We start from the raw sequence: 13,020 nt of genomic DNA on the forward strand, positions 1-13,020 counted from the left end.
GTTAAATGTGAGGTCGGTTTGGATAACACATTAAGCCATAAGCAACACGCGAAAATTCAGGCGCATATTCAAGCACACCAGCATGTGCCAGGTGGGCTCATGCCTTTGTTGCACGCGATTCAGGACGATATCGGCTACGTGCCAGAAGCCGTTTATCCAGAGATCGCCAAAGCGCTGGCCCTGTCGGTGGCCGAGGTGCATGGTGTCGTCTCTTTTTACCATCATTTTCGTACGCATCCTATTGGCAAGCATGTGCTGCAAATCTGTCGCGCGGAGTCTTGTCAATCCATGGGGTCTGACAAACTGGAGGCTGCGCTTAAAGCCAATCTGGGGGTTGATTACCACCAGACTACCGCTGACGGCAATGTGACCTTGTTACCGGTGTATTGTCTGGGTAACTGTGGTTGCTCGCCAGCCGTTATGCTTGACGATGAAGTCTACGGACGCATGAGCGCCGAAAAAGTCGCTGATTTAATTGCCGAGGTGTGCCATGGTTAAAATCTATGTGCCGATTGACTCGACAGCGCTGTCATTAGGGGCTGAAAGCACGGCGAAAAAAATCATGCAAGAGGCGCAGGCGCGCGGTATCGAAATCACGCTGGTGCGCAACGGTTCACGCGGCTTGTTCTGGCTCGAGCCGCTGGTGGAAGTTGAAACGGCGCAAGGCCGTGTCGCTTTTGGCCCGGTGCAGCCCTCAGATGTCGCTGGCATGTTTGATGCAGACTTCACTCAAGCGCAGGCTGACAAAGCTAAAGCGCATCCTTTGTATTTAGGCCTGACCGATGAACTGTCCTGGCTGAAAAAACAGCAACGTTTAACCTTTGCCCGCGTTGGCATTACTGATCCATTGTCGCTAGACGACTATCTGGCGCATGACGGTTACCAAGGTCTCAAGAATGCCCTGGCCATGTCCGGCACCGATATTGTCAAGGCGGTGACCGACTCTGGGTTGCGTGGTCGTGGTGGCGCCGCTTTCCCGACCGGTATCAAGTGGAATACCGTACTTAATGCCCCGGCTGAACAGAAGTATGTGGTGTGTAACGCTGATGAAGGTGATTCTGGTACCTATTCTGACCGCATGATCATGGAAGATGATCCTTTTGTGTTGATTGAAGGCATGACGATTGCGGGGATTGCCGTGGGCGCGACACAAGGCTATATTTATTTGCGCAGCGAATATCCGCATGCGCTCAAAACCTTGAATGAGGCGATCCGCAAAGCCAATCTGGCAGGTTATCTGGGCGACAATATCCAGGGCTCTGGCCATACATTCCATCTCGAAGTGCGCCGCGCTGCCGGGGCTTACGTGTGTGGTGAAGAAACCTCTTTGCTGGAAAGCCTGGAAGGCAAGCGCGGCCTGGTACGCTTTAAACCGCCGTTGCCTGCGATTGAAGGCTTGTTTGGCAAGCCGACCATTGTTAATAACGTGATTTCACTAGCGACCGTGCCGATTATCCTGGACAAGGGCGCGCAATATTATGCTGATTACGGCATGGGCCGTTCGCGCGGTACGTTGCCTATCCAGTTGGCAGGCAATTTAAAACAGACCGGCTTGGTCGAGTTGGCTTTTGGGGCGACCTTGCGCGAGCTGCTGTATGAATATGGCGGTGGTTCTGCATCAGGGCGGCCGATTCGTGCCGTACAAGTCGGCGGCCCATTGGGGGCTTACCTGCCGGAGAGTCAGTTTGATACACCGCTGGATTATGAAGAATTTAGCAAAATTTGGGCGGTGTTGGGCCATGGCGGCATTGTGGCGTTTGATGACAGTGTCGATATGGCCAAAATGGCACGCTACGCCTTTGAATTTTGTGCCGTTGAAAGTTGCGGCAAATGTACGCCTTGCCGCATAGGCTCGACGCGCGGCGTTGAGGTGATGGACAAGATTGTGGCAGGCCAGAACCGTGCCAAGCAGGTGCATTTGCTGCGTGATTTGTCTGACACGATGCTCAACGGGTCTTTGTGCGCGCTGGGCGGCATGACACCTTACCCGGTGCTGAGCGCCTTGAATCATTTCCCTGAAGATTTTGGTCTGAGTAATAAAGAAGCTGCTGCCTGAAGGTAGCAAAGGATGACGTTATGGATGACATCAACTACACCTCTTCCCAACCGCAAGCACCGAAGTATGATCCTGACAAGGATTACGGTACGCCCAAGTCAGACAGCACCACCATGGTGACGCTGAATATCGATGGCGTCGATGTGACGGTGCCTGATGGAACCTCGATTATGCATGCGGCACAGTTAGGTGGTGTGACCGTGCCCAAGCTGTGTGCAACAGATTCTCTGGAACCGTTTGGCTCCTGTCGCTTGTGTTTGGTCGAGATTGAAGGCCGTCGTGGTTACCCAGCCTCTTGTACGACGCCAGTCGCGCCTGGACTCAAGGTCAAAACGCAGACGCCGAAACTGGCTGATGTGCGTCGCGGAGTGATGGAGTTATATATCTCTGACCATCCGCTGGATTGCCTGACCTGTGCTGCCAATGGGGACTGTGAATTGCAAGACATGGCAGGCGCTGTGGGGCTGAGAGAAGTGCGTTATGGCTATGATGGCGAAAATCACCTCGGTCAAGCCAAGGATGAATCCAATCCGTATTTCACCTTTGACCCGTCTAAATGCATCGTCTGTTCGCGTTGTGTACGTGCCTGTGAAGAAACCCAGGGTACTTTTGCGCTCACCATTCAGGGCCGTGGTTTTGAGAGCAAGGTGTCTGCCGGTAACACCGATTTTCTAGACTCAGAATGTGTGTCTTGTGGTGCTTGTGTGCAAGCTTGCCCAACCGCGACCTTGATGGAAAAAACCGTGATTGAGGCGGGTACACCAGAACATAAAGTCACCACGACTTGTGCTTATTGCGGGGTCGGTTGCAGCTTTGATGCCGAAATGAAAGGCGAGCAGGTGGTGCGTATGACACCGAGTAAAGAGGGTGGCGCCAACCACGGTCATAGCTGTGTCAAGGGACGTTTTGCCTGGGGATACGCCACCCATGCTGACCGCATCACCACGCCTATGATCCGTAAAAGTATTCATGACCCCTGGCAAAAAGTGGGCTGGGATGAGGCGTTTAATTATGCTGCCAGCGAAATCCAACGCATTCAAGCTAAATATGGCAAAGAGTCAGTAGGGGGTATTACCTCCAGCCGCTGTACCAATGAAGAGGTGTATGTCACACAAAAGCTGATTCGTGCGGTGTTTGGCACTAACAACGTAGATACCTGCGCCCGAGTTTGCCACAGCCCGACTGGCTATGGCTTAAAACAAACCCTGGGTGAATCCGCTGGTACGCAGACGTTTGACTCCGTGATGAAGTCAGATGTGATTTTTGTCATGGGCGCCAATCCGACCGATGGTCACCCGGTGTTTGGTTCAATGATGAAACGCCGTTTGCGCGAGGGCGCCAAACTGATTGTGGTCGATCCGCGTGAAATTGACCTGGTAGACAACTCGCCGCACGTGCGTGCCGACTATCACTTGAAACTGCGTCCTGGGACTAACGTGGCGATCATTTCGGCCATATCACATGTGATTGTGACCGAAGGCCTGGTGCAGGAAGACTTTGTCAAAGCACGTTGTGAGTGGGATTCATTTGTGGCTTGGCGTGACTTTGCTGCCAAGCCTGAAAATTCACCAGAAGCATTGGAAAAAGAGTTAGGTGTGCCAGCCGATATCGTGCGTGAGGCTGCGCGTTTATATGCCACTGGCGGTAATGCAGCGATCTACTATGGGTTGGGCGTGACTGAGCATAGCCAAGGCTCTACCACCGTCATGGGCATTGCCAACCTCGCCATGGCGACGGGCAACCTTGGTCGCGAAGGCGTGGGCGTGAACCCGTTACGCGGCCAGAACAACGTACAAGGCTCATGTGACATGGGCTCCATGCCGCATGAGTTCCCGGGTTATCGCCATGTGTCGGATGACGAAACGCGGGCGCAATTTGAGCAAGCCTGGGGCGTCAAGCTGAGTGCCGATCCTGGGTTGCGGATTCCTAATATGCTGGACCTGGCCGCCGAAGGCAGCTTTAAAGCGGTGTATTGCGTGGGTGAGGATATTGCGCAATCTGACCCTGACACCCAGCATGTGACACATGCACTGGAGAGTATGGAGTGCGTGATTGTGCAGGACTTGTTCCTCAACGAAACCGCTAAATTTGCCCACGTGTTTTTCCCAGGTGCGTCTTTCCTGGAGAAAAACGGCACCTTTACCAATGCCGAACGTCGCATTTCACCCGTGCGTAAAGTGATGACGCCCAAGAATGGTCTCAGAGACAATGGTCAGCATGAGGCCGGGATGGAAGACTGGGAAATTACAGCTAAATTCTCAGAAGCGTTGGGTTACCCTATGCATTATGCGCATGCCAGCGAAATCATGGATGAGATCGCGGCGCTGACACCGACCTTTACCGGCGTTAGTTTCAAAAAACTCGATGAACTGGGCAGTATCCAATGGCCATGTAATGATGAAGCACCGACAGGCACGCCGACCATGCACGTCGATGAATTTGTGCGCGGTAAGGGTAAGTTTTTTATTACCCAATATGTGCCGACCACGGAGCGTGTCAATCAGAAATACCCACTGATTTTGACCACCGGTCGTATTTTGTCGCAATACAATGTAGGCGCACAAACCCGCCGAACACATAACGTGGCCTGGCATCATGAGGATGTGATTGAAATTCATCCGCACGATGCTGAAGATCGCGGTATTGCTGAGGGCGATTGGGTAGGCATTAGCAGCCGTGCGGGTCAAACCGTGTTGCGTGCCAAAATTACCGAGCGCGTGCAGCCAGGCGTGGTGTATACCACTTTCCACCACCCTGAGTCAGGCGCCAATGTGATCACCACTGACAACTCCGACTGGGCAACCAATTGCCCTGAATATAAAGTCACGGCCGTTCAAGTATCCAAAGTGAACCAGTTATCTGATTGGCAACAGCATTACCGCGCATTTAGCGATACGCAAGTTGAATTGTCGGGAATGGATCCGCACACGGTTGTGTCTTGATGACAGAGGTAGTCGATGTGAAAGATTGCCCATTGCCAGTGAGCAGTGAGTGGTCATCGATGTCTGCCGAGCAGGCGGTGAGTACGCTGAACGTCACCCGCTGGCGCGAAGGGCAACCTGTTCTTGTGCCCGATGCCGTGGCACAAGAAGTGCCGATTGCGCTGGTGTATAACGGTATTTCGCATGTGGTGATGCTGGCGACGCCGGCCGACCTTGAGGATTTTGCCTATGGCTTTTCGTTTACTGAGGGCATTATCACGCATCGTGGCCAGATTTATGGCGTAGAAGCAAAAGCTTTGTTTGATGCGCAGGGCCAATTGCAAGGCGTAGAGCTGCATATTGAATTGGCGACGCAGCAATTTACGGCGCTCAAGGCCCAGCGCCGCAATTTAACCGGCCGCACAGGCTGTGGCTTATGCGGTGCAGAGAGTTTGCAGCAAGTATTTAAACAGCCCAAGTCAGCCACCAGTGCGTTGGTGGCCGTGTCATCGTCGGCCATTGATGCCGCAATGCTGGGCTTGAAGTCACAACAACCGCTACAGCAACTGACAGGCGCGACCCACGCCAGTGCGATTGCGGATGCCAGTGGGCAGGTGGTATGCGTGCGCGAGGATGTGGGCAGGCATAATGCACTGGATAAACTGATTGGCAGCCTGTTGCGGCAGGACTGTGATTTTTCAATGTTTTGGCCGCAACATTGGGTGTTGACGACCAGCAGGGCCAGTTACGAAATGGTGCAGAAAGTAGCCATGGCTGGCGGGCAGACCTTGATTGCTTTGTCTGCGCCTACCGCACTGGCGGTGAGTCTGGCACAAGAGTATGGATTTTTGCTGGTGGGTTTTGCCAAAATCGGGCAGTGCGTGGTGTATAGCGGCGCCCTGTCAGAAACTGACGCACGTGAGTCTTGCTAGAAAGAGTGTAAGCCTATGGAAGTGGAAAAACTGATTAAGATGGCCAACCAGATTGGTGATTTCTTCGAAGCCAATCCAGATGTGGAAGAGGCGAAGCTGGAGATTGCCAGTCACCTGAAAAAATTCTGGAATTCAGTGATGATTAAATCATTGGTTGCGCATGTGCAGCAGCATCAAGGGCAGGGCCTGCATCCCAGAGTGCTCGCTGCCATCCAGCAACACGTGCAGGCATAAGTGATTTCGGTCTGCGCGTATGATTACTTAGCGCGATGTGCGTCAAACCCTCCGCCTTAAAAAATCCTTAATGGCGCTGTAGTAACCTGAAAGACTCCCTATTTTGGCGGGTTTGTTCGCCTTCCCAAATGACACGCCATTCTTCGCCAGGCAGTAGATGGCGTTTACCTGGCTGGTCTTCAATCAGATATAAATCACATTGCGTTGATTTTGCTTGTTCATTATCTTTGAGGTGTATGCCCGCGTGATAATGCAGCAGGTCCTCTTGTGAGGCGCCTATATTCTGGGCGTGTATGCAGTTGTAATGCGCAGGCAGATGTTTGCGTAAGTCTTCAAACAGCGGCTGGTAGGTACGTGCCGCTTCTATCATCGGTAGCCATAAGCTCATGAAAACTGTCCAAGCGCAGGTCATGCCGATCGCCCAGTTGGTCGCGCTGGAGCGGTTGGAGTGTTTGGCGCGCAACACGATGGATAGCCAAATGAGCGTTACGGCGACGGCAATCGCACCATAGAGCAGGCTAAAGCGGATGGTTTCCAAGCCGGATAAATAACTCAGGCGCTGGTAAAGTTTTACCGGTGAACCATTCAGCATGGCCCACCATCCCAGCCAGGCCATGGCAATCAAAATGCCAAACAAAATCAAGCCAAACCAGTTTAAGGCACCGGCGGCGCCACGTTTGAGCGTTTCTATACTGCCCGCAGCCAACACTGTTAATGGCACCAGCAGCGGCAATGCACTGACTTCGCTGCGGTCGCTCATAAAGCCAATCAATATAAACGCGATGCTCAAGAAAATGAGGCTTAGCTGAAAACGGTAGGTGGTCAATACGGAGTGTCTGAATCGCCAAACGCCCCACATGGCAAATGGCAGTGCTGGCCAGGCATACCAGGCCAGCGTTCTTAAAAAGTAGCCATGGTTACCAGGTAGCTGTAATTGCCATTGCGATTGCCACCAAGCGTGCCATAGCCCAGGCGCCCATTGCTGGCAAAGCCAGCACCAGAGCCATATCCCTGGCATGGCAAGCAACGTGCCCGCCAGCATGGCACGATAGGTCGGGCGATGCTGGCGTATATCAGGTACCAATAACAGGCAGATGACTGACAGCATGATGGTCAGTGCAGGCACAATGCCACCTGCTAAAAAAGCGATTAACAGGCCTGTGCCTAGCAACCACATGGCGCGTATCGGTTTGCGCATGACCAGCGCCAGCGCGTAAAAAGCCATGCTGATGCCACTGAGTGCAGCCACCGCGGGCATCATGGTGTGCGCGCTGACGACCAGCCCCAGGCAGCCGATGAAAATAAAATTGGTTTGACGGCCGACGCCAAGATTCCATAACTCGCGGCCACTGAGGCCGGTCATAATCAGGGTGACCAGCATCCAGATACCGACACTGAGTCTGGCGGCGTCGTGCGTAGGCAATAGGGGAGATAATAAATGAGCAAAGCCAGTGGCCGCCCAATAGAACAAGGGTGGGGTTTCCAGCAAGGGATGTCCGGCAGAGACTGGGGCGATCCAGTGGCCGTGCGTCCAACTATCTGCAGACAGAAACGGGTAGTCGATCAGGGTTTGAATGATGCTGGCTGATTGCGACTCAAAAGGTTTCCATGGCGAGTGGCCGATTAATCCGACGCACAGCCAGATGGCACATAGCAAAATTAGCAAATGCGTTTTTGCGCGTTCGCCCACTTTGGCGCGAGGCGTGGCCATGTTTTCTTGCCAGTCGTGATCAATATAAAACTGCATGGATGTGAAGCTGTCTGGTTGAAACCTATCTGGTTGAGTGCGCGTCGCAGAATGCCTGCATTATGACAGTGTGATATTACGCCTGAAATGCCACGCTATAAAAACAAAAAAGGCAGCCATGCTGCCTTTCTGGACCAACTTCGCCGAAATTACATGCCGTATTTTTGGCGGAATTTCTCAACGCGACCTGCCGTATCCACGATCTTCTGTTTGCCAGTGTAGAACGGGTGGCATTGTGAACATACTTCAATGTTCAGGTCTTTACCTGTAGTAGAACGGGTTTGGAATTTGTTGCCACAGCTACATGTGACGTTGATTTCCGGGTAATTTGGGTGAATGTCAGCTTTCATGCTTTTCTCTCTAATCTGTAAGCAGTTGCAGTAAACGCGCGATTATCTATGATTTTTATGGATTTATCAATAGTTAAATCATAAATAATCGCATCTAGGGCGACATTAGCCGCGACGCATGCTGTCGAAGAAGTCGTTGTTGCTCTTGGTCGCCTTGATTTTGTCGAGCAAGAACTCCATCGCCTCGAGGTCGTCCATTGGGTAGAGCAGTTTGCGCAATACCCATATTTTTTGCAGTACGTCTTTATCCAGCAGCAGCTCTTCGCGGCGGGTGCCAGATTTGTTGACGTTGATCGCAGGGTAGGTACGTTTCTCGGCCATACGTCTATCCAGATGGATTTCCATGTTGCCGGTGCCTTTAAACTCTTCGTAAATCACGTCATCCATACGTGAGCCGGTGTCCACCAGCGCTGTCGCGATAATGGTCAGTGAACCACCTTCTTCGACGTTACGCGCAGCACCAAAAAAGCGTTTCGGCTTTTGCAGGGCGTTGGCATCCACACCACCGGTCAATACCTTGCCTGAGGAAGGAATCACGGTATTGTAAGCACGGGCCAGTCTAGTAATCGAATCCAGCAGAATCACCACGTCTTTTTTGTGTTCTACCAGGCGTTTGGCTTTTTCTAGTACCATTTCGGCCACTTGTACGTGACGGGTGGCAGGCTCATCAAACGTCGATGCCACCACTTCGCCGCGCACAGAACGCGTCATTTCAGTCACTTCTTCCGGGCGCTCATCAATCAGCAGTACGATCATGATACAGTCAGGATGGTTGGCGGTAATGGCATGCGCAATGTTTTGCAGCATGACGGTTTTACCACTTTTCGGGCTGGCGACCAGCAATGCGCGTTGGCCTCTACCAATCGGCGCAATCATGTCGATGACGCGGCTGGTAATGTTCTCTTCGCCGCGGATCTCTCGTTCCAGCTTTAATGGCACGGTCGGGAACAGCGGCGTCAGGTTTTCAAACAAAATCTTATGTTTGGTGTTTTCTGGCGCCTCGTTGTTGACGCTATCCACTTTGACCAATGCAAAATAGCGTTCGCCGTCCTTGGGGGTGCGAATCTCACCCTGGATGCTGTCACCTGTGTGCAGGTTAAAGCGGCGGATTTGCGAAGGCGAGACGTAAATATCGTCCGGGCCCGCCAGGTAGGATGTATCTGGAGAACGCAAAAAGCCGAATCCGTCTGGTAATACCTCCAGAGTGCCATCGCCAAAAATGCTGTCGCCTTTTTTAGCCTTGTTTTTAAGGATCGCAAAAATAAGATCTTGCTTGCGCATGCGGCTGGCATTTTCAATGTCATTGGCAATGGCCATGTCGACCAGTTCGGTCACGGGGAGATGTTTGAGGTCGGATAAGTGCATTGAGTAACTCGCTAGACTGAGAAACGGCGGAGAGATTGAAAAGAAAACCCGGTTTCGCAGACTGGAAACCGGGTAAGTAGATTAAATGTTGCTGTCGATAAACGCGCTGAGTTGAGACTTGGACAATGCGCCGACTTTAGTCGCTTCTACATTGCCGTTTTTAAACAACATCAGGGTTGGGATGCCACGAATGCCGTATTTTGGCGGCGTATTCTGGTTATCATCAATGTTCAGTTTTGCCACTTTCAGACGGCCAGCGTATTCTTTGCTGATATCGTCCAAAATCGGTGCAATCATTTTACAAGGGCCGCACCATTCTGCCCAATAATCCACCAGGACAGGAACCGTGGATTGCAATACTTCTTGTTCAAAGCTGGCGTCGCTTAAATGGGTAATGTTGTCGCTCATTATTGCCTCTTAAGAATGGTGAAGAATTTAAATCAAATGTAGACTGGATTTAAACAGAAAATTTTTGAAAGTGTGGCTAAATTTTGTTTGAATTAGTAATTTGCTGAAAGATGAAATTACCAAACGAGATAACAACTAGTATAGCAACAGTTTTCAAGCATAATCAAGTTTTTTCGGTCACTGGTATTCAGTATGGGGAGTGTTTTGAATAAAAACAAGGGCTGGCGTCTGTTAAATCTTCTGTTCACACATTTGTTGGTAGCGGTGTTGAGTGTTTGCATGCAGGGTCATTGTCTGGCAGCAGCGCCGGCGGCGAACTGGGTAATGCAGGATATGGCTGGGCAGACACATCAGCTCTCGCAATACAAAGGACGCTGGGTAGTGGTGAACTATTGGGCGCCATGGTGTCCGCCATGTCTGGAAGAAATGCCGGAGCTGGTGACGTTTTACGATGCGCAGGCAAACCACAATGTCATGTTGCTGGGGGTGGCGGTGCAATACGAAACTGTGCAAAGCGTGAAAAAGTATGCCGACGATATGCTGATTTCTTATCCGATTATACTCGGCGATGCGCAGAAAATTGCGATACCGACACCAGAAGTGCTGCCCACCACTTATATTTATACGCCGGATGGCTCGCTGTACAAAGTCAAACGCGGCGCGTTAAGCAGGCAATGGTTAGAAAGCTTGCTTAAAGCCGCCGCGTCAGCGCCTAAATAACGTTTAACACTAAATGGTGACAGTTTCGCCAGCTGGATTAATGACGCTGAGCTGGTTTTCTTTGGCAAATTGAATCAGCTGCTCAAATCCAGCCGGGTTCACGTCCTTTAATTTCATATCCACCGATAAACTGCGCACGTTATTGACCAACTTTGGTTTCAGGTAGGGCGAGTAGCGCAGTTTTTTGTCATCGCCAAACGTGGCGTAGGTACTGCACATGCGGTCCACCCAGTCACTCGGGCGAAAAGGCTTGCCGGCCAATGTAATGCCCTGAATAATAATTTCCTGATTTTCCATGCAGATTCCTTAAAAGCGAAGTTAACAATTAATTGGTGTATTCAAATACTTTGACGACTTTAGTCACGCCTTCGGTGGTTCTGGCGATTTCAACGGCGTCCGCGGCTTCTTTTTCAGACACAATGCCCATCAGGTAAACCACGCTGCCTTCGGTGACGACTTTCACCACGTTGGCTGGGAACAGGCGCTCACTAACAAAGCGTGTTTTGACTTTGGTGGTGAGGTAAGTGTCGTTACTACGGTCGCCAATCGACGAGGCAGGGGCAACGGTCAGCCCATTGTGAATGTTGCGCACATTGGAGATTTCACGTGTCAGCGTTTCTGCTTGTGTCAGTTGGCCTTCGTTAGGCACTTCGCCAGACAGCAGCACAATGCGGTTGTAGCTGGTGACATTAATATGCGAGGCTTTATCCATATATTGCGACAAGCGTTTGAGGGTTTTTAATTCGATGTTTTCATCTTCTACATAAATACCAGAGGTGCGGCGATCTGCTGCCATCGCGCCGCCTGCGGCTGCGCCACCGACCACGGCTGGAAAGCAGCCGCTCAATTGGGTGCTGATCAATAACAAAGCAATGGCAGAAACTTTTCTGGTGAAAATTGGTTGGGTCATGAAACTTCCTTGATCGACGACAAAAACTAAAGATGCTGGGTGTGACAGCAGAAGATTAATAAAATTCTACGCTTTTTATGTGTCGATTGCATTACGAATCCAGTCAGGTGCGCGGTATTCGGTGTTATTAAACAAAATGGCATCGAAGCGGCAAGGGCTGTTGAGCGCGTTTGCCTGCAGGTAATACTGTGCGGCGCGGATCAATTTTTGTTGCTTGCGATGGTCTATGCTGTCGGCCGCACTGGCGAACGCGCGGTGGCTACGCAGCCGCACTTCGACAAAGACCAGTGTTTGTTTGTCGCGCATGATCAAGTCAATTTCGCCATAGCGGCAGCTGTAGTTTTGCGTGATCAGCACCAGGCCTTGCTGTTGCAAAAAGTGGGCGGCAGCCGTCTCTGCGGCCAAGCCCTGATTGTTTGAGTTAAGTTTCATCGTGCGCCTGACTGTGGTCGTGATGCTTGCCTGCTTTAATGCTTAGCGAAACTGGCGTGATGACATAAAATGCCAGCATGAACGAGATTGGTACATTATATGTGGTGGCAACGCCCATCGGCAATCTGGGCGATATCACCCAGCGAGCCCTCACCACCTTGCAACAGGTGGATGCGATTGCGGCCGAAGATACGCGCCATAGTGTGGGCTTGTTGCGGCATTTTGGCATTAGCAAGCCCTTGCTGGCGGTGCATGAGCATAATGAGCAGCAGTCGGCACAGGGCTTGATTAAGCGCTTGCTGGCAGGCGAATCTATCGCGCTGATCACGGATGCCGGTACGCCAGCCGTGAGTGACCCGGGTGCCGTGGTGGTGCAGGCCGTGCGCCAGGCTGGGGTCAACGTAGTGCCTATTCCTGGCGTAAGTGCGGTGATTACGGCCTTGTCAGCAGCAGGCATCACCCAGGCCGGTTTTTACTTTGATGGTTTTTTGCCTGCCAGTGGCTCGCAACGTCGCAAGCGCCTGCAACTGCTCAAAGGCATACCGTCTACGCTGGTGTTTTATGAAGCACCGCACCGCATTGTTGAATGCGTGCAAGACTTGCATGATGTATTGGGTGGTGCGCGGCAACTGACGCTGGCACGCGAGCTGACCAAAACCTTTGAAACCATCCATACCTGCCTCTTGACAGACGCGGTAGACTGGTTAAAAGCTGATTTAAATCAGCAGCGTGGTGAGTTTGTGCTGCTGGTGCATCCAGACATGCAGGAAAAAGCCGAAGGCCTGGATGAGGAGACATTAAGAGTCTTGCAGCGATTGTTGCAAGAGCTGCCGCTCAAGCAGGCAGTCGCGTTGGCGACGGATATTACCGGCCAGAAAAAGAACGAACTATATGAAGCAGCGCTTGCGCTTAAAGCCGCAAGCCCAGATTAAAAGGTAACAAGTT

14 protein-coding genes are annotated in these 13,020 nt (G+C 51.7%); 7 read left to right on the forward strand and 7 right to left on the reverse strand.

The features are described from left to right. Window positions 1-18 precede the first annotated feature (18 nt). From E6Q52_RS09095 to E6Q52_RS09115, 5 genes are read left to right on the forward strand one after another with little or no spacing between them, the layout of a single operon-like run. Window positions 19-498: a formate dehydrogenase subunit gamma gene (locus tag E6Q52_RS09095; protein WP_292821268.1), complete on the forward strand. Its 480-nt coding sequence runs from the start codon at window positions 19-21 to the stop codon at window positions 496-498. Beyond that, the gene (locus tag E6Q52_RS09100) at window positions 491-2,056 is read left to right on the forward strand and encodes an NADH-quinone oxidoreductase subunit NuoF (RefSeq protein WP_292821270.1); all 1,566 of its coding nucleotides are present in this window, start codon (window positions 491-493) and stop codon (window positions 2,054-2,056) included. Before E6Q52_RS09095 ends, E6Q52_RS09100 begins: the two co-directional genes overlap by 8 nt. 20 nt (window positions 2,057-2,076) lie before the next feature. Beyond that, window positions 2,077-4,998 (forward strand): formate dehydrogenase subunit alpha, encoded by a 2,922-nt coding sequence (fdhF, locus tag E6Q52_RS09105; protein ID WP_292821272.1) that lies wholly within the window; start codon window positions 2,077-2,079, stop codon window positions 4,996-4,998. After that, window positions 4,998-5,909, forward strand: a complete 912-nt coding sequence (gene fdhD, locus E6Q52_RS09110; protein ID WP_292821394.1) for a formate dehydrogenase accessory sulfurtransferase FdhD — start codon at window positions 4,998-5,000, stop codon at window positions 5,907-5,909. The genes fdhF and fdhD overlap by 1 nt, the downstream gene beginning before the upstream one ends. Window positions 5,910-5,924: 15 nt before the next feature. Then, on the forward strand, window positions 5,925-6,143 hold the full coding sequence (locus E6Q52_RS09115) for a formate dehydrogenase subunit delta (RefSeq protein WP_292821274.1): 219 nt from the start codon (window positions 5,925-5,927) through the stop codon (window positions 6,141-6,143). A gap of 67 nt (window positions 6,144-6,210) precedes the next feature. Here E6Q52_RS09115 and E6Q52_RS09120 read toward each other — a convergent pair whose 3' ends face one another. The 4 genes from E6Q52_RS09120 to trxA form a co-directional block, all read right to left on the reverse strand. Beyond that, on the reverse strand, window positions 6,211-7,890 hold the full coding sequence (locus E6Q52_RS09120) for a glycosyl transferase (RefSeq protein WP_292821276.1): 1,680 nt from the start codon (window positions 7,888-7,890) through the stop codon (window positions 6,211-6,213). 149 nt (window positions 7,891-8,039) lie between these two features. Then, window positions 8,040-8,240, reverse strand: a complete 201-nt coding sequence (gene rpmE / locus E6Q52_RS09125; RefSeq protein ID WP_019883509.1) for a 50S ribosomal protein L31 — start codon at window positions 8,238-8,240, stop codon at window positions 8,040-8,042. 105 nt (window positions 8,241-8,345) lie between these two features. Next, the gene (rho, locus tag E6Q52_RS09130; protein ID WP_292821278.1) at window positions 8,346-9,605 is read right to left on the reverse strand and encodes a transcription termination factor Rho; all 1,260 of its coding nucleotides are present in this window, start codon (window positions 9,603-9,605) and stop codon (window positions 8,346-8,348) included. Between the two features lie 81 nt (window positions 9,606-9,686). Then, on the reverse strand, window positions 9,687-10,013 hold the full coding sequence (trxA, locus tag E6Q52_RS09135; RefSeq protein WP_019883507.1) for a thioredoxin TrxA: 327 nt from the start codon (window positions 10,011-10,013) through the stop codon (window positions 9,687-9,689). 279 nt (window positions 10,014-10,292) lie between these two features. Here trxA and E6Q52_RS09140 point away from each other — a divergent pair, with 279 nt between their 5' ends. Beyond that, a complete protein-coding gene (locus E6Q52_RS09140) occupies window positions 10,293-10,733 on the forward strand; it encodes a TlpA disulfide reductase family protein (RefSeq protein WP_292821280.1) in 441 nt (146 codons plus the stop codon). A gap of 9 nt (window positions 10,734-10,742) precedes the next feature. On the opposite strand, the gene E6Q52_RS09145 is transcribed toward E6Q52_RS09140, so the two are convergent. The 3 genes from E6Q52_RS09145 to E6Q52_RS09155 all read right to left on the reverse strand — a co-directional run bounded on the left by E6Q52_RS09145 (window position 10,743) and on the right by E6Q52_RS09155 (window position 12,075). Then, window positions 10,743-11,030: a DUF3579 domain-containing protein gene (locus tag E6Q52_RS09145; RefSeq protein ID WP_292821282.1), complete on the reverse strand. Its 288-nt coding sequence runs from the start codon at window positions 11,028-11,030 to the stop codon at window positions 10,743-10,745. Window positions 11,031-11,058: 28 nt separating this feature from the next. Continuing rightward, on the reverse strand, window positions 11,059-11,643 hold the full coding sequence (locus E6Q52_RS09150; RefSeq protein WP_292821284.1) for a BON domain-containing protein: 585 nt from the start codon (window positions 11,641-11,643) through the stop codon (window positions 11,059-11,061). Window positions 11,644-11,718: 75 nt separating this feature from the next. Next, window positions 11,719-12,075, reverse strand: coding sequence for a YraN family protein (locus E6Q52_RS09155; RefSeq protein ID WP_292821286.1), 357 nt, complete (start codon window positions 12,073-12,075; stop codon window positions 11,719-11,721). A gap of 77 nt (window positions 12,076-12,152) precedes the next feature. Between E6Q52_RS09155 and rsmI the strand changes: the two genes are divergently transcribed. Then, on the forward strand, window positions 12,153-13,007 hold the full coding sequence (rsmI, locus tag E6Q52_RS09160) for a 16S rRNA (cytidine(1402)-2'-O)-methyltransferase (RefSeq protein WP_292821288.1): 855 nt from the start codon (window positions 12,153-12,155) through the stop codon (window positions 13,005-13,007). Window positions 13,008-13,020: the final 13 nt, after the last annotated feature.

Source organism: Methylophilus sp. (assembly GCF_008015755.1).
In the GTDB taxonomy this organism is placed as follows: domain Bacteria; phylum Pseudomonadota; class Gammaproteobacteria; order Burkholderiales; family Methylophilaceae; genus Methylophilus.

Coding starts and splice junctions, on each gene's coding strand:
- E6Q52_RS09150 (WP_292821284.1), bottom strand. CDS start 11,643: ATGACCCAACCAATTTTCACCAGAAAAGTTTCTGCCATTGCTTTGTTA.
- rsmI (WP_292821288.1), top strand. CDS start 12,153: ATGAACGAGATTGGTACATTATATGTGGTGGCAACGCCCATCGGCAAT.
- E6Q52_RS09140 (WP_292821280.1), top strand. CDS start 10,293: ATGCAGGGTCATTGTCTGGCAGCAGCGCCGGCGGCGAACTGGGTAATG.
- trxA (WP_019883507.1), bottom strand. CDS start 10,013: ATGAGCGACAACATTACCCATTTAAGCGACGCCAGCTTTGAACAAGAA.
- fdhF (WP_292821272.1), top strand. CDS start 2,077: ATGGATGACATCAACTACACCTCTTCCCAACCGCAAGCACCGAAGTAT.
- E6Q52_RS09115 (WP_292821274.1), top strand. CDS start 5,925: ATGGAAGTGGAAAAACTGATTAAGATGGCCAACCAGATTGGTGATTTC.
- rho (WP_292821278.1), bottom strand. CDS start 9,605: ATGCACTTATCCGACCTCAAACATCTCCCCGTGACCGAACTGGTCGAC.
- rpmE (WP_019883509.1), bottom strand. CDS start 8,240: ATGAAAGCTGACATTCACCCAAATTACCCGGAAATCAACGTCACATGT.
- fdhD (WP_292821394.1), top strand. CDS start 4,998: ATGACAGAGGTAGTCGATGTGAAAGATTGCCCATTGCCAGTGAGCAGT.
- E6Q52_RS09155 (WP_292821286.1), bottom strand. CDS start 12,075: ATGAAACTTAACTCAAACAATCAGGGCTTGGCCGCAGAGACGGCTGCC.
- E6Q52_RS09145 (WP_292821282.1), bottom strand. CDS start 11,030: ATGGAAAATCAGGAAATTATTATTCAGGGCATTACATTGGCCGGCAAG.
- E6Q52_RS09100 (WP_292821270.1), top strand. CDS start 491: ATGGTTAAAATCTATGTGCCGATTGACTCGACAGCGCTGTCATTAGGG.
- E6Q52_RS09120 (WP_292821276.1), bottom strand. CDS start 7,890: ATGCAGTTTTATATTGATCACGACTGGCAAGAAAACATGGCCACGCCT.